This is a genomic window from Vibrio sp. Y2-5, assembly GCF_014596725.1.
Taxonomy (GTDB): domain Bacteria; phylum Pseudomonadota; class Gammaproteobacteria; order Enterobacterales; family Vibrionaceae; genus Vibrio.
Genome location: NZ_JACVEG010000005.1, coordinates 108,075 through 131,347, shown reverse-complemented (window position 1 = coordinate 131,347; position 23,273 = coordinate 108,075). Strand labels below are relative to the sequence as shown.

17 protein-coding genes and 1 pseudogene are annotated in these 23,273 nt (G+C 45.9%); 11 read left to right on the top strand and 7 right to left on the bottom strand.

Features of this window, described 5'->3' with window-relative positions; translation table 11 throughout:
- Positions 1-46 precede the first annotated feature (46 nt).
- From HUO09_RS14125 to HUO09_RS14085, 9 genes are all read left to right on the top strand, one after another.
- The gene (locus tag HUO09_RS14125) at positions 47-1,033 is read left to right on the top strand and encodes an ABC transporter permease (RefSeq protein WP_167410368.1); all 987 of its coding nucleotides are present in this window, start codon (positions 47-49) and stop codon (positions 1,031-1,033) included.
- 2 nt (positions 1,034-1,035) lie between these two features.
- Positions 1,036-2,061, top strand: a complete 1,026-nt coding sequence (locus HUO09_RS14120; protein WP_167410369.1) for an ABC transporter permease — start codon at positions 1,036-1,038, stop codon at positions 2,059-2,061.
- A 1-nt stretch (position 2,062) separates the two neighbouring features.
- Positions 2,063-3,046 (top strand): ABC transporter ATP-binding protein, encoded by a 984-nt coding sequence (locus HUO09_RS14115; RefSeq protein ID WP_188234380.1) that lies wholly within the window; start codon positions 2,063-2,065, stop codon positions 3,044-3,046.
- 51 nt (positions 3,047-3,097) lie between these two features.
- The gene (locus HUO09_RS14110) at positions 3,098-4,093 is read left to right on the top strand and encodes an ABC transporter ATP-binding protein (protein ID WP_042484453.1); all 996 of its coding nucleotides are present in this window, start codon (positions 3,098-3,100) and stop codon (positions 4,091-4,093) included.
- 122 nt (positions 4,094-4,215) lie between these two features.
- The gene (locus tag HUO09_RS14105) at positions 4,216-5,964 is read left to right on the top strand and encodes a glycoside hydrolase family 9 protein (protein ID WP_188234379.1); all 1,749 of its coding nucleotides are present in this window, start codon (positions 4,216-4,218) and stop codon (positions 5,962-5,964) included.
- A complete protein-coding gene (locus HUO09_RS14100; protein WP_167410373.1) occupies positions 5,957-6,832 on the top strand; it encodes an N-acetylglucosamine kinase in 876 nt (291 codons plus the stop codon). The genes HUO09_RS14105 and HUO09_RS14100 overlap by 8 nt, the downstream gene beginning before the upstream one ends.
- Positions 6,833-6,871: 39 nt before the next feature.
- Positions 6,872-8,785: a beta-N-acetylhexosaminidase gene (locus HUO09_RS14095; RefSeq protein WP_188234378.1), complete on the top strand. Its 1,914-nt coding sequence runs from the start codon at positions 6,872-6,874 to the stop codon at positions 8,783-8,785.
- A 117-nt stretch (positions 8,786-8,902) separates the two neighbouring features.
- Entirely contained in the window at positions 8,903-11,305 is a 2,403-nt protein-coding gene (locus tag HUO09_RS14090) for a GH36-type glycosyl hydrolase domain-containing protein (RefSeq protein WP_188234377.1), read from the top strand.
- 171 nt (positions 11,306-11,476) lie between these two features.
- On the top strand, positions 11,477-12,889 hold the full coding sequence (locus tag HUO09_RS14085; RefSeq protein ID WP_188234440.1) for a phosphoglucomutase/phosphomannomutase family protein: 1,413 nt from the start codon (positions 11,477-11,479) through the stop codon (positions 12,887-12,889).
- Positions 12,890-13,062: 173 nt separating this feature from the next.
- Here the strand turns inward: HUO09_RS14085 and HUO09_RS14080 are convergent, their stop codons facing one another.
- The 6 genes from HUO09_RS14080 to HUO09_RS14055 all read right to left on the bottom strand — a co-directional run bounded on the left by HUO09_RS14080 (position 13,063) and on the right by HUO09_RS14055 (position 19,145).
- Positions 13,063-14,091 carry an ABC transporter ATP-binding protein gene (locus HUO09_RS14080; RefSeq protein ID WP_188234376.1) on the bottom strand — a complete coding sequence of 343 codons (1,029 nt, stop codon included), beginning with the start codon at positions 14,089-14,091 and terminating at the stop codon, positions 13,063-13,065.
- Positions 14,091-15,716, bottom strand: a complete 1,626-nt coding sequence (locus HUO09_RS14075) for an iron ABC transporter permease (protein WP_188234375.1) — start codon at positions 15,714-15,716, stop codon at positions 14,091-14,093. The genes HUO09_RS14080 and HUO09_RS14075 overlap by 1 nt, the downstream gene beginning before the upstream one ends.
- Positions 15,717-15,812: 96 nt before the next feature.
- Positions 15,813-16,826 (bottom strand): Fe(3+) ABC transporter substrate-binding protein, encoded by a 1,014-nt coding sequence (locus HUO09_RS14070; RefSeq protein ID WP_167410379.1) that lies wholly within the window; start codon positions 16,824-16,826, stop codon positions 15,813-15,815.
- A gap of 139 nt (positions 16,827-16,965) precedes the next feature.
- Positions 16,966-18,195 carry an ammonium transporter gene (locus HUO09_RS14065; protein WP_167410380.1) on the bottom strand — a complete coding sequence of 410 codons (1,230 nt, stop codon included), beginning with the start codon at positions 18,193-18,195 and terminating at the stop codon, positions 16,966-16,968.
- 25 nt (positions 18,196-18,220) lie between these two features.
- The gene (locus tag HUO09_RS14060; protein ID WP_102954171.1) at positions 18,221-18,559 is read right to left on the bottom strand and encodes a P-II family nitrogen regulator; all 339 of its coding nucleotides are present in this window, start codon (positions 18,557-18,559) and stop codon (positions 18,221-18,223) included.
- A gap of 214 nt (positions 18,560-18,773) precedes the next feature.
- Positions 18,774-19,145: a YacL family protein gene (locus tag HUO09_RS14055; protein WP_188234374.1), complete on the bottom strand. Its 372-nt coding sequence runs from the start codon at positions 19,143-19,145 to the stop codon at positions 18,774-18,776.
- 69 nt (positions 19,146-19,214) lie between these two features.
- Between HUO09_RS14055 and HUO09_RS14050 the strand changes: the two are divergent.
- Together HUO09_RS14050 and HUO09_RS14045 are read left to right on the top strand one after the other, a co-directional pair.
- Positions 19,215-19,340 (top strand): annotated as a pseudogene (locus tag HUO09_RS14050) (sugar diacid recognition domain-containing protein); the annotation flags it as partial.
- 81 nt (positions 19,341-19,421) lie between these two features.
- On the top strand, positions 19,422-20,552 hold the full coding sequence (locus tag HUO09_RS14045) for a glycerate kinase (protein WP_188234373.1): 1,131 nt from the start codon (positions 19,422-19,424) through the stop codon (positions 20,550-20,552).
- 94 nt (positions 20,553-20,646) lie between these two features.
- On the opposite strand, the gene acnB is transcribed toward HUO09_RS14045, so the two are convergent.
- Positions 20,647-23,244 (bottom strand): bifunctional aconitate hydratase 2/2-methylisocitrate dehydratase, encoded by a 2,598-nt coding sequence (gene acnB, locus HUO09_RS14040; RefSeq protein WP_188234372.1) that lies wholly within the window; start codon positions 23,242-23,244, stop codon positions 20,647-20,649.
- Positions 23,245-23,273 lie beyond the last annotated feature (29 nt).

The following is a 23,273-nucleotide window of genomic DNA, read 5'->3' as shown; positions in this document are numbered from 1 at the left end:
ATTTCGCTAGCACGTAAACAAATATCGGGTGAGTAAGGTGTAAGTTATGGGTTATTTTTTAAGACGTTTGTCATTTTATTTTGCCGCGCTGCTTGTTGCAGCAACTATCAATTTCATTATTCCACGAGCAATGCCTGGTGACCCAGTCACCATGATGTTTGCTCACGCAACGGTGCAGGTAACACCTGAGCGTATCGCTGCTATGAAGGAGCTACTTGGCTTCGTTGGCGGTCCTTGGTATGTGGAATATGCTGCCTACATGAAAAGTATCTTTAGCTGGGAGCTGGGTACTTCGATCAAATTCTATCCTTTAAGCGTTAACGAGCTTTTAGGCGGTGCATTTGGCTGGTCACTTTTCCTTGCTGGTACTGCCGTCATTATCTCTTTCTCAATCGGCTCAATTCTCGGCATCTTTGCTGCATGGAAACGCGGTAGCCGTTACGACACTTTCATCACTCCGGGTATGCTGGTTATTCAAGCGGTTCCTCAAGTGGTTATCGCCATGCTTGCCATGTTCATTTTTGCTATCGGCTTAAAGTGGTTCCCAACCGGCTATGCCTACACTGCAGGTACCATTCCTGACTGGACAAGCTGGGAGTTCATTAAAGATGTCGGTTACCACGCAATACTTCCGCTTATCTGTGCCTCTATCGTTCAAATCGGTGGCTTCTTGGTCAACATGCGTAACAACATGATCAACCTACTTGCTGAAGACTACATCACGATGGCGAAAGGCAAAGGGTTGAGTGAAAACCGCGTTGTATTCAACTACGCCGCTCGCAACGCATTATTGCCAAGTGTCACTGCGCTTTCGATGTCATTAGGTATGGCTATCGGTGGTCAGCTCATTATCGAAATCATTTTCAACTACCCAGGTCTTGGTACGGTGCTGTTTAACGCAATCACAGCTCGTGACTACCAAGTTCTACAAGGCCAACTTCTTATCATGACTCTGTTTATGCTGTTCTTTAACCTGCTCGCAGACATGCTGTATGTCGTACTCGACCCTCGTCTACGTAAGGGAGGTAAATAATCATGAAAGCACTTTGGAAACTGTTATCAGGCAACCGAGTCGCCATGATAGGTGTCGCGATTCTTTCAGTATTCTTGTTCATCGCGCTTGCTGCACCGATGATTACCAAACACTCACCAGATAAACGTACAGGCAATCCACATGAATACCCTTCATTTGTTGTGAAAGCCGCCAAAAGTAACCCGAATGGCTGGGTTGCTGAAAATCTGGCGACAGACAGACGAACTCTGACGATGTCGAAAAAAGCCGATCATACCCTTGGTACAACTCGTATGGGTCGTGACGTATGGTCGCAAGTTGCTTATGGCGCACGCGTATCCTTAGCGGTAGGCTTTGGTGCGGGTATCACCGTTTGTTTCCTAGCAACCATCATTGGTGTTTCAGCGGGCTACTTCGGTGGCAAAGTGGATGATTTCTTAACCGCTGCCATGAATATCATGTTGGTTATCCCTCAGTACCCGCTTCTGTTCGTGGTTGCCGCTTTTATTGGTGAAGCTGGCCCACTCACCATTTCCCTCATCATAGGATGTACCTCCTGGGCATGGGGTGCCCGTGTTGTGCGAGCTCAGACACTTGCACTGCGTGAAAAAGAGTTTGTAAAAGCGGCTGAAGTATTGGGTGAGAGTTCATGGCGCATCATCTTCGTTGAAATCCTGCCAAACCTTATCTCAATTGTCGGCGCAAGCTTTATCGGCTCAGTCATGTACGCCGTGATGATGGAAGCCACTATCTCCTTCCTCGGTCTGGGCGATCCAAACACCATCAGTTGGGGCATCATGCTTTACAACGTGCAAACCTCTTCATCTATGTTGGTTGGCGCTTGGTGGGAACTGTTAGCTCCATGTTTATCACTGACGTTACTCGTTACTGGTCTGGCACTACTTAACTTCGCGGTAGACGAAATCGCTAACCCACAATTGCGTTCTCATAAAGGGATGAAGCGTTGGAAGAAACTCGCTCAGCAAGACAAATCAGGGCGTGAGCCTAACCTACCACCTCAAAATGCACTATGGAGCGGAGACAAATAACATGACAGCACCACTTATCTCAATCCGCAACTTATGCGTGGACTACATTACTGATGCAGGCGATGTTCGCGCCTGTAACAACGTCAGCTTTGATATCGCACCGGGCGAAGTGTTTGGCTTAGCGGGTGAATCTGGTTGTGGTAAATCAACCGTCGCCTTCTCGTTGATGCGCCTACATAAGCCGCCTGCGTTCATTACTGGTGGCGAAGTGATCTTCAATGGCGAAGACATTCTTCAATACAGCGACGAAAAAATGCAGTCATTTCGCTGGAGCCAGATGTCGATGGTCTTCCAAAGTGCGATGAATGCTCTTAACCCTGTTCTCACCATGGAAGAGCAGTTCTGTGACGTGATTATGCGCCATACCAATTTGACCAGAGAGCAGGCTAAACGCCGCGCTGAAGGTCTGTTGGAAATTGTGGATATTCACCCGAGTCGCTTAAACGACTACCCACACCAATTTTCAGGTGGTATGCGTCAGCGTCTAGTGATCGCGATTGCGTTGGCGCTTAATCCAAAAATGATCATCATGGATGAGCCAACCACAGCACTTGATGTGGTGGTTCAGCGTGAAATTCTGCAAAAGATCTACGCACTAAAAGAAGAGTTCGGCTTCTCTATTTTGTTTATCACTCATGACTTGTCACTGATGGTCGAGTTCTCAGATCGTATTGGCATCATGTATTCCGGTGAACTGATTGAAGTTGCGCCTTCACAAGAGATTCTACAAAGCCCATTCCACCCTTACACCAAAGGTCTGGGAAGCTCATTCCCACCACTAACGGGGCCAAAAACCAAACTGACGGGAATTCCAGGTAACCCACTGAACTTACTTGAAATTCCGCAAGGTTGTCGTTTTCAGGCACGTTGTGACCGTGTCCATGAAACCTGTACCAAAGTACCGACGCTGCTGCGTCAAATAGAGCCGGGGCGTTTCTCCAATTGCCACCTCTATGGTGAGCCTATTGCTCAGGTAAAGCTATAGCTTGAGACGTGTACAGCAACGCTATTCGCAAAGTTAGGGGTGGAAAGAAATATGAATATTCAAAACGAAAATCTATTAATTGAAGGGAAGAATCTGGTTAAAGACTTCCCGATCAACAGCAACACATTAAAACAACCAATGATGCGTGCAATCAATGACGTGTCATTCAAGATGTACAAAAGCCGTGGGCTTTCAGTAGTAGGTGAATCCGGTTCTGGTAAATCCACTACCGCTAAAATGATCGCCAAAATGTACGCTCCGACTTCAGGCAACATTGAGTACAAAGGTCGTGACATTCAAGAGATCAAATCTCGTTCTGATCTCATGCATTACCGCGAAGGCATACAAATGGTTTGGCAAGATCCGTTTGGCTCGCTAAACCCGACTCATACCATTTTCCACCATATTGCCCGCCCACTTTTGATTCATAAGAAAGTGAAATCAGGCAATAAGAAAGAGCTTCAGGAACGCGTGTATGACCTGTTAGAGCAGGTGGGCTTAATTCCACCAAAAGAGACAGCAGCGAAATACCCGCACCAGCTTTCAGGTGGTCAGCGTCAACGCGTCAACTTAGCACGTAACATTGCTGTAGGTGCTGAAGTTGTACTGGCTGACGAACCGACTTCAATGCTTGACGTATCAATTCGTGCCGGCGTTTTGAACCTGATGGAAGAGATGAAGTTTGAGAAGAAAATGTCACTTCTTTACATCACTCACGACATCGCCACCGCTCGTTACATCGCAGAAGATCTGGCCGTGATGTATGTCGGCCACATGGTGGAATGGGGAGATACCGAGCAGATCATTCACGATCCGCAGCACCCTTACACCCAATTACTGGTTTCAGCGGTTCCGGATCCAAAAAAATCGATCCACGAAAAACTGAAAGGCAACAAAGGTGAGATCCCGTTGTGGACACCCGCTTCGGTTGGTTGCCCGTTTGCTGGCCGCTGTACTCACGCCACCAGCAAGTGCCGCGAGCAATTACCAGCAATAACCCAACTGGCGGATAACCACTTTGTCCGTTGTTATCTATACGAAAACTAGAAACATACGAAAACTAAGCGTTTAACAACTAATAGGCTCGCCTTCGTCTTGGGCGAACCTGATGTATTAAGAAGACTCAGCGCTGCAAAGCAGTGCTGGTCAAAAGGCAACTGGAGACCTAAATGCAGTTACTGATCAACCACATTGGCTATGAAACATTTGGACCAAAGCAGGTGGTACTTTTGAGTAGAACCTCAGAAATACACTCTACTTTTGCTCAACTTGTTTGCAGTTATAGCCATAAGACTGTTGCCCATCTCAAAATTGAGCAACACGGTAAAGTGGCGAATTGGCATCAAGGGTATTTTCACCGTATCGACTTCTCCCATTTTACTGAGGAAGGCAGCTTTTACGTGCGAGTTGAAAATGTTCAATCTGACGTTTTTTCTATTGCTCAAGGTCTACTAATGCAGCGCACTTTTTCGGATGTGCTGCATTACTTCAAGTCACAACGTTGTGGCGGGATTTTTGATAAGCAAGATAAGTCAGTACCTCTGTTAGGCACATCATCCACTGCCGATGTGCATGGTGGCTGGTACGACGCTTCAGGTGACGTTAGCAAATATTTAAGTCACCTTTCTTACGCTAACTATTTGAATCCACAACAAACCCCCATTGTGGTATGGAACCTATTCAAAGGGTTAGCGATTTTAGACCATCGCTCGGAGTTTGCTGCATTTTCTCGCACTCGCCTTAAGGAAGAGGCGTTGTTTGGTGCTGATTTCTTAGTTCGTATGCAGCACTCCGAGGGATTTTTTTATATGACGGTTTTCGACCAGTGGAGTAAAGACATTAAGCGCAGAGAGATCTGTGCTTATGAAACTCAGCAAGGTCACAAATCCAACGATTATCAAGCCGGTTTTCGTCAAGGTGGCGGTGTGGCAATAGCCGCACTAGCAGCCGCAGCAAGATGCGATATTGATGGCGAATTCAGCCGTGAACAATATCTCGCAGCCGCAGAGAAAGGTTATTGGCATTTAAAAGAGTGCAATACCCGCTATCTCAATGACGGTGAAGAAAACATCATTGATGAATACTGCGCCCTACTCGCAGCATGCGAGTTGTATCGTTCAAGCAGTTCAAAACAAGAGTATTTGCAAGAAGCTCAAGCATGGGCCGAACGCTTATGTGCAAGACAGCACAACGATGAGAATCATCTTGGTTTCTGGTCTGCCAACAACGATGGTAGTCGTCCTTACTATCACGCATCAGAAGCAGGGCTTCCAGTCATTGCTTTGTGCGAGTATCTGGATATTGAAACGAGCAAACAGCGTTTGGAAAAAGTTCACACTGTCGTGACTCAATCATGCCAGTTTGAACTCACGATTACTCAAGCCGTTTGCAACCCGTTCGGCTACCCTCGTCAATATGTTAAAGACGTGGATGGAGAAAAGCGCAGCGCATTCTTTATTTCACAAAACAACGAATCAGGCTATTGGTGGCAAGGCGAGAATGCCCGTCTGGCTTCACTGGCAGCAATGGCTTATCAAGTACAACCGTACTTACAAGACCAACAGCTAAAAAGCCAGTTGCTCAGCTTTGCACAAAATTCGCTTAACTGGGTTACAGGCTTAAACCCATACGACATGTGCATGCTCGACGGGCATGGACGCAACAATCCTGACTACTTACCTCACCTAGGCTTTTTCAATGCTAAGGGCGGTGTCTGCAATGGTATCACCGCCGGTTTTGACGACCCACAGGACATTGCCTTCAACCCTGAAAAACAGAAAGACGACATGATGCAAAACTGGCGCTGGGGAGAACAATGGATCCCACATGGTGCTTGGTACCTAATGGCAATTATGAGCCAGTTTGAGCACTTCAAGACAGCCTGCTCTGCTCAGCAACAGGAGCAAAGCCATGAGTAATTATTTCGTTGGCATTGATGGTGGAGGTACCTCTTGTCGAGCTCGCATTCGTGACATTGACGGCAACCTCATCGGTGAAGGCAAAAGTGGCAGCGCAAACATCCTACTGGGTGTAGATATTGCGTTGCGTTCAATCACTGAAGCTATTCGCATTGCCGCAAAACAAGGTGGCTTGGATGAAACCTATCTACACAGAATGCATGTCGGCCTTGCTTTAGCGGGAGCGGAACAAAAGTCCGCATGGTTTGCTTTTATGCAGCAGCCTCACCCGTTCGCTTCTGTCACCTTGAACACAGATGCCTACGGCGCGTGTCTCGGTGCTCATAACGGCGATGATGGTGCGATTATGATTGCCGGTACTGGCTCTTGTGGAATTTTACTCAAAGACGGTCAACAACATGTGGTTGGAGGCAGAGAATTTCCAATTTCAGACCAAGGCAGCGGTGCAATGATGGGGCTAAGCCTGATTCAAAAGGTCATTCTGAGCCAAGATGGTATTCGTCCTCATACTCCTCTAAGTCAGCATGTCATGGAGCATTTTGATAACGATGTAGATCAGATTGTCGAATGGTCCAAATCGGCTTTACCTCGTGATTACGGACAGTTTTCTCCAGCCATTTTTTCTCATGCTCAGCGACACGATCCTCTGGCGATTGAGCTTCTTCAACAAACCGCTGCAGATATCGAAATGTTTCTCAATGCTTTACATCGCAAGGGTGCAGAGAAAATTTGTCTGATGGGCAGTATTGCAGAACGCATTTTGGATTGGCTATCTCCACCCGTTCAACAATGGATTGTTACACCTCAGTTCGATGCTATTGAGGGCGCACTGATGTTTGCTGGCAAACCAGCACACAATTTGTATTAACAGAAGTTGTATTAAGAGAATTTGTATTAAGGGTTAATGATGAACTATCGAATTGACTTTGCTGTACTTTCTGAACAGAAGAATGATTGCCGATTTGGCCTGACACTACACAACTTAAGTGAGCAAGATCTAAGTGATTGGTCATTGCATTTCATCATGGATCGCTTTATCCAGCCTGACAGTGTCTCCAACGGCGAACTCCATCAGGTAGGAAGCTTCTGCAGCCTATTACCGCATCAAGCGGTATTGCCTGCTAATGGTCACTATTACTGTGAATTTCGCATAAAAACAGCTCCGTTCCGCTTTTACAGTGACGGAATTAAAGAGGCGTTTGTACAGCTCAATCATACTGAAGCAACGGTTCGCTACGATGTCGCTGTCACTCCGATTGTTCTGGCTTCTCCGTATCAAGAACGTAGTGAGATCCCAGCGACAGAAGCCGCTGAGTTATGTTTGATCCCTAAACCGAACAAGGTTGAAAAGCTGGCCGGACATTATATTTTAGCATCCACCAGCCAGATTACACTGCACTCTGCTAATGCGGAACAAGCTGCCTCTTGGCTGCAACAAGAACTCAAACATCTTTATGACTTTGAACCTCAACCAATTGGCAATGCGGATATTGTCTATCAAAGCAATCCAATATTGGATGAAGAACACTATCACCTGACCGTTAACACCAAAGGCATACTCTTAGAAGCCAGCGGTCACGTTGGTTTTGTGCACGCTTCAGCGACACTGTTGCAACTAATTAAACGCACGCAAGATGGTTTGGTTGTTCCGTGCGTCAAAATCAGCGACGCACCACGATTCAAATATCGCGGCATGATGCTCGACTGCGCTCGTCATTTTCATCCGGTTGAACGTGTAAAACGTCTGATCAATCAGTTAGCTCACTACAAGTTCAGTACTTTTCACTGGCATCTCACCGATGATGAAGGCTGGCGTATTGAGATCAAATCACTGCCTCAACTGACTAATATCGGCGCTTGGCGTGGTGTAGACAAAGAGATTGATCCTCAGTTCAGTACTGTCACCGATCAGCATGGTGGCTATTACACCCAAGAAGAGATCAAGCAAGTGATCGCTTTTGCCGAAGATCGAGGAATCACAGTTATTCCTGAGATCGATATTCCGGGCCACTGTCGCGCCGCGATCCGTTCGCTATCTGAATGGCTGGTGGATACTGAAGATCGTTCTGAATATCGCAGTATCCAAAACTATAGCGACAACGTGTTATCACCAGCCCTTCCTGAAACGTATCGCTTTTTGGATCTGGTTTTGGAAGAAGTCGCCACTCTGTTCCCAAGTCACTTTATCCATATCGGTGCTGATGAAGTGCCTGATGGTGTTTGGATTAACAGCCCTAAATGTCAGGCGTTAATGGCAGAACATGGCTATGAAGATGCCAAAGAGCTGCAAGGTCACTTACTGCGCTACGTTGAGAAAAAATTACGTTCTTTAGGTAAACGTATGGTGGGCTGGGAAGAGGCGCAACATGGCAACAAAGTCAGTAAAGACACGGTTATCTATTCTTGGCTTTCAGAGCAAGCGGCACTGGACTGCGCCAAGCAAGGTTTTGATGTCATCTTGCAACCGGGTCAGTACACCTATCTCGATATTGTTCAGGACTATGCACCAGAAGAACCCGGTGTTGCCTGGGCTGGCGTTACACCATTGGAACGCGCATACAGCTACGAACCTTTGGCGGAAGTTCCCGCCGACCACCCGATTCGCAAACGCATCTTAGGCATGCAAAGCGCACTATGGTGCGAAATTATCAATGACCAATCTCGTATGGACTACATGCTCTACCCTCGCCTCACCGCATTAGCGGAAGCAGGATGGACACAGAATTCATTACGTGACTGGCCTGATTATCTGGCTCGCCTCAAAGGGCACTTACCATTGCTGGATAAACAGGAGATCCACTATCGATCTCCTTGGAAATAACGTTATTCATTTTTGCCATTCCCATGCCAAAGCACGGGATGGAAGTAAGTACATATTCAAGTTCGCTAGCATCGACATTGACTGCGTTATTCGTAGTTTTAGAAAAAGGAAATCACCATGAAATACGGCTATTTCGATAACGATAATCGTGAATACGTCATCACAAGTCCAGACGTACCTGCGCCATGGACCAACTATTTGGGCACGGAAAAATTCTGCAGCGTTATCTCTCACAACGCAGGTGGCTACTCGTTTTATCATTCACCAGAGTACAACCGAGTCACCAAATTCCGTCCAAACTTTACCCAAGACCGTCCTGGTCACTATGTTTATCTGCGTGATGACGAAACGGGTGATTTCTGGTCTGTTTCTTGGCAGCCAGTAGCAAAGAGTTTAGAGCAAGCCAACTACGAAGTTCGCCACGGGTTGTCATACTCAAAATTTAAATGTGACTACAACGGTATTGTCGCAAGCAAAACGCTGTTTGTACCTAAAGGTGAAGATGCGGAAGTTTGGGATGTTGTGATTGAAAACACCTCTGATCGTCCTCGTACCATCAGTGCATTTAACTATGTAGAGTTCTCTTTCAGCCACATTGCATCGGACAATCAGAACCATCAGATGTCTCTTTACTCTGCGGGTACAGACTACAAAGATGGTGTCATTGAGTACGATCTTTACTACAACACTGACGACTTCCTTGGTTACTACTACCTAACAGCAACGTTCGATGCTGACAGCTATGACGGCCAACGAGATACCTTCTTAGGTATGTACCGCGACGAAGCTAACCCAATCGCTGTTGAAAAGGGACAGTGTTCTAACCGCACACAAACCTGTTACAACCACTGCGGTGCTTTACATAAGCAATTCACACTACAACCGGGCGAGAAAGTACGTTTTGCGGTCATACTTGGTGTCGGTAAAGGTAATGGCGAAAAACTTAGAGCTAAGTACCAAGACCTAAACGAAGTGGATAAAGCCTTTGCGGGCATCAAACAGCACTGGGATGAGCGTTGCAGCAAGTTCCAAGTGAAGTCTCCAAATGCAGGCTTGGACACCATGCTGAACGCATGGACGCTCTATCAAGCAGAAACCTGTGTGGTGTGGTCACGCTTCGCCTCTTTCATTGAAGTGGGTGGACGTACGGGTCTTGGCTATCGTGATACTGCGCAAGATGCGATATCAGTGCCGCATACGAACCCATCGATGACTCGTAAACGTTTAGTGGATCTTCTACGTGGGCAAGTAAAAGCAGGCTACGGTTTGCACCTGTTCGATCCTGATTGGTTTGATCCAGAAAAAGCCGATGTAAAACCTTCAAAATCACCGACCGTCGTTCCAACACCTTCTGACGAAGATAAGATCCACGGCATTAAAGATACCTGTTCTGACGATCATCTATGGATAGTGCCAACCATTCTTAACTACGTAAAAGAGACGGGCGATTTCGGCTTTATTGATGAAGTGATCCCTTATGCTGATGGGGGTAACGCAACGGTTTACCAACACATGATGGCAGCCCTGGATTTCTCAGCCGAATACGTCGGACAAACAGGGATTTGTAAAGGCCTGCGCGCTGACTGGAACGACTGTCTGAACTTAGGCGGCGGTGAATCCGCAATGGTTTCCTTCCTTCATTTCTGGGCTTTGGAAGCTTTCATTGAATTAGCCAACTACCGCAACGATAGCGAGGCGTTAAGCAAATACCAAGCGATGGCTGACGGTGTACGCGATGCCTGTGAAACCCACTTATGGGATGGACAAGGCGAGTGGTATATCCGTGGTCTCACCAAAGATGGCGACAAGATCGGCACCTTTGAACAGGTAGAAGGCAAAGTGCATCTTGAGTCTAACTCGCTGGCCGTTTTATCAGGCGCGGTTTCTCAAGAGCGCGGCGAAAAAGCCATGGATGCGGTCTACAAATACCTATTCTCACCATACGGTTTACACCTGAATGCACCATCATTCGCGACGCCGAATGATGATATCGGTTTTGTGACTCGTGTTTATCAGGGGGTAAAAGAGAACGGCGCGATATTCTCCCATCCAAACCCTTGGGCTTGGGTAGCTGAGGCGAAATTAGGCCGTGGTGACAAAGCGATGGAATTCTATGACGCTCTTAACCCATATAACCAGAACGATATGATTGAGACTCGCGTTGCAGAACCTTACTCCTATGTGCAGTTCATCATGGGACGTGATCATCAGGACCATGGTCGAGCAAACCACCCATGGTTAACCGGAACATCAGGCTGGGCTTACTATGCGGCGACTAACTACATCCTTGGTGTACGTACTGGCTTTGATAGCTTGACTGTTGACCCTTGTATTCCAACCTCATGGCCGGAATTTGAAGTGACTCGTCAATGGCGCGGCGCAACTTACCAGATCAAAGTGCTAAACCCGAATGGTGTAAGCAAAGGCGTTAAGTCAATGACGGTAAATGGCGAGCAGGTTGATGCAATCAACGTGCAACCACAAGGCAGCGTTAACCAAATCACAGTGGTAATGGGTTAATAAAAGTTAACTACGGAGAATCAGCGAACCAACATTGAACACAAACACGCCCTTCCTATCCATGGAGCTCCAACCGTGCCATCCATGGCACGTAGGGTTTGTTTATCAATGCTGGTTCACTGCCTTTTCTCTAAGGCGCTGCTTAGAGCGGCGATTAAAGGAGAACAGAACATGATTCAATTTGGTACTGGTGGCTGGCGCGCATTTATTGGTGAAGAGTTCACCAAAGACAACGTGCGTTTAGTCGCCCAAGCGTTAGCCAATATCATCAATAGTGAAAATGTGGCAAATGAAGGTTTTGTGATTGGCTATGACCGCCGTTTTCTTTCCGACAAAGCCGCAAAATGGTTTGCAGAAGTGTTGGCTGGTAACGGGATAACCGTCAGCTTTATCGACAAGTTCGTGCCGACACCAGTGGTGATGTATAAGGCAAAACAGCTCGACTGTGCTTACTCTGCGTGTATTACCGCCTCTCACAACCCAGCCGACTATAATGGCGTAAAAGTGTTTATTCGTGGCGGCCGCGATGCCGATGAAATTATCACCAAGAAGATCGAACAGCAGATCGCGACACTTATGTTAAGTGACGTAACATCCATTGAATTTGATCAAGCGATTCAGGATAAACAGATTATTGCGATCAACCCAATGAATGAGTTCGTCGATTCGATCATCGACTTTATCGACATTGATGCGATCAAAAAAGCCAACTTACGCGTATTGATCGACCCTATGTTTGGCGTGGCAAAAAATGCGCTGCAAACGGTATTGATCAATGGTCGCTGTGACGTGGATGTGATCAACGATGGTAAAAACCCCGACTTCGGTGGTTTGATGCCATCTCCAAGCGCTGCGACCTTGTATCGCTTGCAGCATCTGGTTAAAGACGAAGGCTACGATATTGGTATTGGTACCGATGGTGATGCTGACCGCCTTGGAATCATCGATGAGAAAGGTAACTTCATCCATCCTAATGAAGTGTTGATGCTGCTGTATTACTACCTGCTTGAATACAAGGGCTGGAAAGGCTCAGTGGTACGTAACATCGCAACGACTCATCTGCTCGATAAAATCGCGGCGGATCACAACGAAAAGAGCTTTGAGGTTCCCGTAGGCTTTAAGCATATTAGCTCACAAATGGAAGCCGATGATTCACTGTTAGGCGGTGAAAGCTCTGGCGGTTTAACCATTCGCGGCCATATCAAAGGAAAAGATGGCGTATTTGCTTCCAGCCTGCTGGTGGAAATGATCAGCGTAACAGGCAAGAAGCTGTCTGAAATGCTGGACGAGATCTACGCTCGTTATGGCTATGCCTATACCGCTGAAGGTGACTGCAAATTTAAAGCTTCAGAGAAACAAGCGCTGTACAACAAGATCTATGTTGAGAAGCAGTTGCCAGACTTTGAATTTGAAATTGAAAAAGTCAGCTACGAAGATGGTGCGAAGGTTTACTTCAAAAATGGTGGTTGGGTCATTGCCCGATTCTCAGGCACTGAACCTTTGCTGCGTATTTTCGCAGAGATGGAAGACAAGCCGACTGCAGAGCGTGTATTGCTACAGATGAAGACGTTTTTGTCTTTGTAAGAAATCTTAGAATAATCAAAGTGGTTATGATGAAGCAAACATACAAGGGCATGGATGCCCTTGTCTAAGCGAACAGGAAGTCTTGAGCGGTTTGCGTAATCATATCCACTTTCATTCTCCGCACATCTACAGTCAACAACACTACAACATCAAATACGCAGAGGAAAAGGGGATTAGAAAGCGAGAATACCTTGCTCATCAATCTCCACTACTACCTTCTGCCCTACCGAAATAGCCTGAGCTGAAGTCGCCAGAAGTTTAGTACCGTGCACATCAATCACGTAACGACAGTGGTCGCCCATAAATTGCTGCTCTAGAACGGTGACTTCTCCTTTATCTGAAGCTTGAATCAGCACTTGCTGAGGACGTAACAGTAAGTCACAACTACCACCAACAGCAATTTCAGTCTGCATCTGCGCTTCTAAGGTTCCAAGAGACGTATCAAACAGACCTTGTGTATTACGAGTCGCTGGCAGATAGCTACCACCACCAAGAAAATCCGCAACAAACTTACTTGAGGGCTGATAGTAAAGCTCTGAGGCAGTGCCGAACTGTTCAATAACACCGTGATTCATCACGGCCATTTTATCGGCAAAGGCAAATGCTTCTTCTCTTGAGTGAGTGACGAAAATCGCCGTCACGCCCTGCTTTTTGAAGATCTTACGAATCTCTGAAATCAAATCATGGCGCACTTGAGTATCGATATTGGAAAACGGTTCATCAAGTAACAGTAGATCCGGTTTATAAGCCAACGAACGAGCAATGGCGACACGCTGCTGTTGTCCACCAGAAAGCTGATGAGGGTAACGATCACCAAATGAGCTAAGATGAACCAGTTCCAACATCTCCTGAACTTTGCTGTTACGTTCAACCGCAGATAAGGTTCGCAACCCAAAGCCAACATTCTCTTCAACGGTTAGATGTGGAAATAACGCGTAATCTTGGAAAATCATACCTATATTGCGTTTTTCCGGCGCAAGCCAGTTGGCTCCATCATCGATGGTGACGCAATTTAAGCTCATATGTCCTGATGTTAAAGGCAGTAGTCCAGCAATCGCTTTAAGCAGGGTTGTTTTGCCACATCCACTTGCCCCAAGTAAGCAGACAATCTCACCTTTATCAACTTCAAGCGATAGAGATTCCAGTACCGTTTGAGTGTCGTACTGACAGGTGAGGTCTTGAATGGAAAGTGCGCAGCTCATCAGTGATTTTGCTCCAGAGAACGGTTAACAATTACAAGCGGGATTAAACCAACCAGAACCAATAATACGGCTGGTAATGCGGCAAGTTCTAAATGCTCATCAGAAGCATAGTTATAGACATAGGTAGCCAGCGTTTCAAAGTTGAATGGACGCAGTAGCAGTGAAGCATTGAGCTCTTTCATTGACTCAATAAACACCAGTAAACCAGCAATAAGAGCACCGCGTCTCACCAGTGGAAAATGTACTCGCCACAACATACTGTTTGCCTGACATCCCATTGTGCGGGCAGCCATATCCAGTGATGGGGAGACTTTGTTTAGACTGCTTTCGATACTGCCAATCGCAACCGCAGAGAAACGAACCAGCATGGCGAAAATAATCGCAAACATAGTGCCTGAGAATATCAGCCCCGGTCTGCCCCACTGCATCGCTTTCGCGATATCGTTGACAGTGTGATCTAGAGTTAATACAGGAACCATTACGCCGATAGCAAGTACAGTTCCCGGAACCGCATACCCCATAGAAGATAAACGCATCAAAGCAACACTGGTTCGATTCTGTTTTAGGCGGGCATAGAAATTAAGAACCAAAGCAACGCTAACAGCAACAATCGCCGCCGTTAGCGACACTTTCAAACTATTAAGCGCATATTGGCGAAATTCTTCAGTCCAACTTTGTTCAAAGTAGGTATACGCGTAACTGATCAACTGCATTAGAGGAAAAATGAAAGCCGTGGCGACTAATCCCCAGCACCAGAACAGAGCAAGCCATTTTTTCCATCCGCTCAAATCGTAACGGAAATCTTCATGGCTATTAAACTGAGTCTGGTAAAGCTTCTGCTTGCGGCGACTGTAACGTTCAGCGCTAAGTAATAGCAACACGATCACCAACATAATGGCTGAAATCTTAGCAGCAGCATTAAGGTTAGAATAGTTTAACCAAGTGTCATACACCGCGGTGGTTAGCGTGCTGATCGCAAAATAATTAACCGTACCAAAATCACCGATAGTCTCCATTGCCACCAGTGATAACGCAACCGCAATAGAAGGACGAGCCAGAGGAAGAGAAATTCGTCTAAAGCTTTCCCACGGTGTGCACTTGAGCAATCTCGCCGACTGCAATAGAGAAACGTTTTGCTCCATAAACGTTGCTCGGCACAATAAATAAACGTAAGGGTAAAGCACTAAAGCCAGCACAATGCTAGCTCCGGTTAAACTGCGGATATCAGGAAACCAATACTCTCCAGCTTTCCATCCGGTTAGCTCTCTTAACCACATCTGTACAGGGCCGGCATAATCAAACCAGCCGGTAAAAATGTAGCCAACAATATAACCGGGAATCGCTAAAGGGAGCACCAATGCCCATTGCAGAATTTTCTCTCCGGGAAGCTTACACATCGCCATAATCCATGCGCTTGGTATCCCAAAGAGCAGAGATAAAGCCATCACGCTGACGACGAGAACAATGGTATTTTGCGCATAGGTGGGCATCACTGTTGCCATAAGATGAGCAAAGACGTCATCGGAGTGGCCAACAGCGGTAAAAAATATAGCTAAGATAGGCAAAACCAGTAGTGCTGCCAGAACAACACTACTGGTTTTCCATATAAGATGTTTTTCTTTCATTGCCTATTACAACAAGACAATTTGAGATGCATAAACGGCGCAAAGACATCTCATATCGCTTTTAAAAAAAGGGGGAAACATTCCCCCCTCAACAAACTAAAGATCGAATTTTACTTCATCCAGCAACTTGATGGCTACCGTATGATTGTCAGCAATTTTTTCTAAAGGTAGTGAATCAGATTTGAAATCACCCCAAGATGCTACCAGTTCAGAGCGCTTCACACCTGGTTTCACAGGGTATTCGAAGTTCACTTCTGCATACATATGCTGAGCTGTTTCACCCGTCAGGAATTCCATCAGTTTCAAAGCATTGTCACGGTTTGGAGCGTATTTAGCCATAGCCATACCGCTCACATTTACGTGTGTACCTTGCGCATTTTGACCTGGGAAGTTGATGTATACCGACTCAGCCCAGGCTTTTTGTTCTTTATCTTCCAGCATCTTACCCAAGTAGTAGCTGTTACCTAAAGAAAGATCACATAGGCCTTCTTTAATTGCACGGACTTGATCACGGTCGTTACCTTGAGGTTTACGCGCAAGGTTCGCTTTCAAGCCTTCCAACCAAGTTTTGGTTTCTGCTTCGCCATAGTTAGCAACCATCGACGCAACCAAAGCAATGTTGTATGGGTGTTTACCGCTGCGAGTACAGATTTTACCTTTATACTCAGGCTTTGCTAAATCAAGATAGTTAAAGTCTTCGCTCAATTTGCCTACACGATCACGTGAAGAGTAAACACTACGAGTACGAATGGTTAGCGCAAACCACTCATCGTTACTATCTCGGTATTGGGCAGGAATGTTTTCATCAATCACTGAACTATTCACTGGCTGAGTTAATTTCTTATCAGACAGTTCAAATAGACGGCTAAATTCAGAAGTCAGAACGATATCAGCAGGGCTGTATTCACCTTCTTGCGCCAACTTCTCTGCTATACCTTCTTTTGCAAACTTCACGTTTACCTTAATACCGGTTTCTTTGGTGAACTCATTAAACATTGGTTCAATAAGAAAAGGCTGACGGTAAGAGTAAACATTCACTTCCTCTGCTGCCATTACAGAAGGGGCTAAAGTGCTTAATGCAAGTGCAGAAAGGGTAAGCATCTTTTTCATCGTTCGAACCTATGTGTAGTGATAATGATAATGTTTTTTATTTACATAAATTATATTAACCATTTTTGCCGAACACAATCGTAGATAATAAAAAACCTGCTACTAGAGCAGGTTTTTTCGACGAAGTTCTAAATATTAATTATTTAATCACTGAGAACTCTGGATACGCTTCAACACCACAGTCGTGCATGTCCATACCTTCTAGCTCTTCTTCTTCAGAAACTCGGATACCCATAGTTGCTTTCAGGATAGACCAAACAATCAAGCTTGCTACGAATACCCAACCGAAGATAACGACTGCACCTAGAAGCTGAGAACCAAAAGTTGCATCTGAGTTGCTTAGTGGCACAACCATTAGACCGAAGAAACCACACACACCGTGCACAGAGATAGCACCCACTGGATCATCGATTTTCAGTTTATCTAGAGCAATGATGCTGAATACTACGATTGCACCAGCTACCACACCGATAGCCACAGAGTATAGTGGTGATGGTGATAGTGGGTCTGCAGTGATAGCAACTAGACCAGCTAACGCACCGTTTAGAACCATAGTTAGGTCAGCTTTACCCCAAGTTGTTTTACACACGAGTAGTGCTGCAATTGCACCCGCTGCTGCTGCTGCGTTCGTGTTTAGGAAGATTTTACCAACCGCAGTTGCGTTCTCGAAATCAGAAACCATCAACTGTGAACCGCCGTTGAAACCAAACCAACCGAACCACAGGATAAGTGTACCTAGAGTAGCAAGTGGCATGTTTGAACCTGGAATTGGGTAAACTTCACCGTTCTTGCCGTACTTACCTTTACGAGCACCGAGTAGGATAACACCAGCTAGAGCTGCTGCTGCACCTGCCATGTGTACGATACCAGAACCAGCAAAGTCACTGAAACCAGCTTCAGATAGGAAACCGCCGCCCCAAGTCCAGTAACCTTCCATTGGGTAGATAAATGCTGTTAGAACGATAGAGAAAATTAGGAATGCCCATAACTTCATACGTTCAGCAACCGCACCTGATACTACAGACATTGAAGTTGCTACGAATACTACTTGGAAGAAGAAATCTGACTCTAGAGAGTGGTCAGCGCCTTCAGCTTGAGAACCGATTAGTGTACCGAATGAAGGTAACCAACCCGCTTCAGCGTTATCTACGTACATGATGTTGTAACCAACGATTAAGTACATAGTGCACGCGATAGCGTAAAGCACAAAGTTTTTGGTCAGAATTTCAGTGGTGTTTTTTGAACGAACCAGACCTGCTTCCAGCATTGCAAAACCTGCAGCCATCCACATTACTAGTGCGCCTGAAATTAAGAAGAAGAAAGTATCCAGTGCGTAGCGTAACTCCGCTACAGTTACTGACAGTTCCATAATAGTTGTCTCCAATCCCTGATTCTTAAAGTGCTTCTACGTCCATTTCGCCAGTGCGAATACGAACAGCTTGACTTAAGTCATAAACAAATATTTTTCCGTCACCAATTTTGCCTGTATGAGCAGCTTTGATGATTGCTTCCACAACACGATCTACGTTGTCTGCTTGTGTAGCGATTTCGATTTTTACCTTAGGTAGGAAATCCACTTGGTATTCCGCACCGCGGTAAAGTTCTGTGTGACCTTTCTGACGACCGAAGCCTTTTACTTCTGATACTGTCATCCCTTCGATGCCAACATCAGCTAAAGCTTCGCGTACATCGTCAAGTTTGAATGGTTTGATGATTGCGTTTATGAGTTTCATCGCGTCCTCTCTGAAGCTGTAGTCCATTAACTCTAATCCCATTCTAGTAATCCAAGGTACGTGCCAACTTTTCAACCTATTGATATATATAGACTTAGAGTGATCTCAGTCCAAAAAAAAGAAAGGGTCGCACAAATGTTGTGCAACCCTTTCCCAAAAATAATGCGCTTAAGCCATTCTTCACCACTTAAGTGCACACAATAAAAGTCAGTCATTAATAGTTTTGAATGAACTCACTCCACTGTCTCATCATTGATTCAAAATCTTCCAGACCACATTCTGCGGTACTTTCACTATCGTAAAGCTCAAATTCGCTTTCAAACTCAATATCATGGCTGTAACCAAGCGCGTTATCTTGCACAGTCACTTCACTCCCTAACACCGAAAGTGAGATCTCTTTTCCTGCCAATTTCCACTCTTTTGCTGGACTTTGGTGCACTTGGTCGAGTAACGAAAACACTTGCTCAATCTTTGTGCGATCTTTACCAATCTCTTCTTGTAGCCAACGAGCCACTATCTGGTGCTCCATGTTGCAGCTAACGTAATACTCACCCATTAAGGTGTTTTTCGTAAATTCAAATTCCATGGGTTTCTCTATTGATAACGAGATCAGGTACTATTATCGACAAATTCGTATTCTAACGCCATTCTCAGCATGAAACTAAACGAAACTATCGCTCGTCAAATCGTTGAACGCACCATGAAAATCATCCCTTATCCCGTCAATGTCATGGATGAACAAGGAAGAATCATTGGTTCGGGAGAAACCAAGGCACTGCATCTGTAGCAACATTGATTTAAGGTGTGATGACCATGGCGCTGGTTTACCTATTAAGTCTGATTTTACTGTAAGAGAGAGTTCATGAAGATAGTTATTGCACCTGATTCTTTTAAAGAAAGTCTGTCCGCGACGGAAGTGGCGACTGTTATTGAACAAGGATTTAAACAAGTCTTTCCTCACGCAGACTACGTCAAAGTACCGATGGCAGACGGTGGCGAAGGCACGGTGCAATCCTTGGTGGATGCAACGGGGGGCAGCATTATCGCTTGCCAAGTAACTGATCCACTGGGGCAACCTGTTGAAGGTTTTTATGGACTATTAGGTGACGGTGATACCGCCGTCATCGAAATGGCTGCGGCTTCCGGTCTACATTTGGTTCCTCAAGCAAGCAGAAATCCACTGTTCACAACCTCATACGGTACCGGTGAGTTGATTCTGGCAGCGTTGAATCACAACGTAAAACGCATCATTGTTGGGCTCGGTGGTAGCGCCACTAACGATGCTGGTTTAGGTATGTTACAAGCTTTGGGCGTTCAATGTTTGGATTCGCAAGGTTTGGCTTTGTCCGCTGGTGGAGCTTCGCTAAACAAGCTTGCCACCATTGATCTCTCAACCTTGGATACTCGTCTTCAACAAGTGGAATTTCTGGTTGCTTGCGATGTGGACAATCCACTATGTGGTGCTCATGGTGCTTCTGCTGTATTCGGTCCGCAAAAAGGAGCTACGCCAGAGATGGTGGACACTCTTGATAAGGCTTTGAAGCACTTTGCTGACGTGGTTAAAAAAGATCTTAACAAAGATATTTTGCTTCTTTCTGGTGGCGGTGCTGCCGGTGGAATGGGCGCCACTTTAGTCGGAGTATTGAACGCTGAGATACAACCGGGCATTGATATCGTTATTGAGGCAATAAAACTTGATAGCTTGGTACAAGATGCCGATCTAGTGATCACCGGTGAAGGACGCATCGATAGTCAGACCATACATGGGAAAACGCCTATCGGCGTTGCACGCACAGCCAAATGTTATGGTAAAAAAGTCATCGCGATTGCAGGATGTTTTACACCTGACTATGGTGTGGTTCATCAGTATGGTTTAGACGCCGTCTTCGCGATTGTTAACCGCTCCGTTGATCTTGATACTGCATTACAGGAAGCTGAACTTAACCTGCTGCAAACCTCAAGCAACATTGCTAGGTTGCTCAAGCTCACTTAACAATAGAAGCTTTCTCCAACAGCTAAAAAGTGATAATAAAAAACCGCCGATTTTCATCAGCGGTTTTTAACCATTAAAGCGTCACTAGCTCAACTTATGCTGGCTCTTGGAAAATTACCGTGTCAGCTTTCTTGGTGTAATCCGCCATGCGGTGGAAGTTTAGATAACGGTAGGTATCCGCAGCTGTTGCGTTAATTTGCTCTGCGTATTGTAGGTACTCTTCTTTAGTCGGGATACGACCTAGAATTGCACCAACTGCCGCAAGCTCTGCTGAAGATAGATACACGTTTGCACCAGTACCGAGACGGTTCGGGAAGTTACGTGTTGACGTAGACATTACCGTTGATTTATCCGCTACGCGAGCTTGGTTACCCATACATAGTGAACATCCCGGAGTTTCAATACGAACCCCAGCACGGCCAAAGATACCGTAGTAACCTTCTTCTGTTAGCTGATCGCGGTCCATCTTAGTTGGCGGAGCCACCCATAGACGCGTTTCTAGCTGACCATTGAACTTCTCAAGCAGTTTACCTGCCGCACGGAAGTGACCAATGTTTGTCATACATGAACCAATGAACACTTCATCGATTTGAGTGCCTTGAACGTCAGATAGAAGACGAGCATCATCTGGATCGTTTGGCGCACAAAGAATTGGCTCTTTGATGTCTGCAAGATCGATTTCGATTACGTGAGCGTATTCTGCATCTTTATCTGCACTCATTAGCTCAGGGTTTGCTAACCACTCTTGCATCGCTTTAATACGACGTTCAATCGTACGCACATCACCGTAGCCTTCAGCGATCATCCACTTAAGCATAGTGATGTTAGAGTTTAGGTACTCTTCGATTGATTCTTGAGACAGTTTCACTGTACAACCCGCTGCAGAACGTTCTGCAGAAGCATCTGAAAGTTCGAATGCCTGCTCAACAGTTAGGTGTTCAACACCTTCAATTTCTAGTACGCGACCAGAGAATTCGTTGATCTTACCTGCTTTCTCTACAGTCAGTAGACCTTGCTTGATACCGTAGTAAGGGATTGCATGTACTAGGTCACGAAGTGTGATACCCGGCTGCATTTCGCCTTTGAAGCGAACCAAGATAGACTCTGGCATATCAAGAGGCATAACGCCTGTTGCTGCTGCAAACGCAACCAAACCAGAACCCGCAGGGAACGAGATACCCAATGGGAAACGAGTATGTGAGTCACCACCAGTACCAACGGTATCAGGAAGCAACATACGGTTTAGCCATGAGTGGATAACACCATCACCCGGACGTAGCGATACGCCACCACGGTTCATGATGAAATCAGGCAGTGTATGGTGAGTATTCACGTCGACAGGTTTTGGATACGCTGAAGTATGACAGAATGACTGCATCACTAGGTCAGCAGAGAAGCCTAGACACGCAAGGTCTTTCAGCTCGTCACGAGTCATAGGGCCAGTAGTATCTTGAGAACCAACCGTTGTCATTTTCGGTTCACAGTAAGTACCTGGACGAATACCTTCTACGCCACACGCTTTACCCACCATTTTCTGAGCAAGCGTAAAGCCTTTGCCGCTGTCAGCAACTGGCACTGGGCGACGGAATACGTCAGATGCACTCAAACCTAGAGATTGGCGAGCTTTATCTGTTAGACCACGACCAACGATCAATGGAATACGACCGCCAGCACGTACTTCATCAATCAATACGTCTGTTTTTAGTTTGAAGGTAGCCAGTACTTCACCTGTTTCGTGGTTACATACTTTGCCTTCGAATGGATAAACGTCAATTACGTCACCCATGTTCATTTTCGATACGTCAACTTCGATTGGTAGCGCGCCAGCATCTTCCATAGTGTTAAAGAAGATTGGAGCAATCTTACCGCCCAGCACATAACCGCCAGCGCGTTTGTTTGGAACGAATGGGATGTCGTCACCCATGAACCAAAGCACAGAGTTAGTCGCTGATTTACGAGATGAGCCCGTACCCACAACGTCACCAACGTAAACTAGCTGATGCCCTTTCTCTTTAAGCGCTTCAATTTGCTTAATTGGACCAACGCTGCCTGGTTGATCAGGATTAATGCCGTCACGTTCGTTTTTCAGCATTGCTAAAGCGTGAACAGGGATATCAGGACGGGACCATGCATCTGGTGCAGGTGACAAATCATCCGTGTTCGTCTCACCTGTTACTTTAAAGACAGTGAGAGTGATTTTCTCTTGTAGCGCAGGTTTAGACAGGAACCATTCTGCGTCAGCCCAAGACTGAAGAACTTGCTTCGCAAATTCATTACCTGCTTTTGCTTTCTCTTCTACATCATAGAAAGCATCAAACATAAGCAATGTATGAGATAGAGCTTCAGCAGCAATTGGTGCAAGCTCTGCATCATCAAGTAATGAAACGAGTGACTCGATGTTGTAACCACCTTGCATTGTGCCTAGTAGCTGTGCCGCTTTTGCACGACTGACTAGTGGAGAAGTAACGTCCCCTTTCACGATAGCCGTTAAAAAGCCCGCTTTTACATAAGCAGCTTCATCAACGCCCGGTGGAATACGGTTTTCAAGCAGATCAAGGATGAATTCTTCTTCACCTTGAAGGGGATTCTTTAACAGTTCAACAAGTCCAGCAACTTGCTCTGCATCTAGGGGTTTAGGTACAACTCCTTCAGCGGCACGCTCTTCGACGTGTTTACGGTAGGCTTCAAGCACGACTTTTTTCCTCTCATTGCGGTTCACCT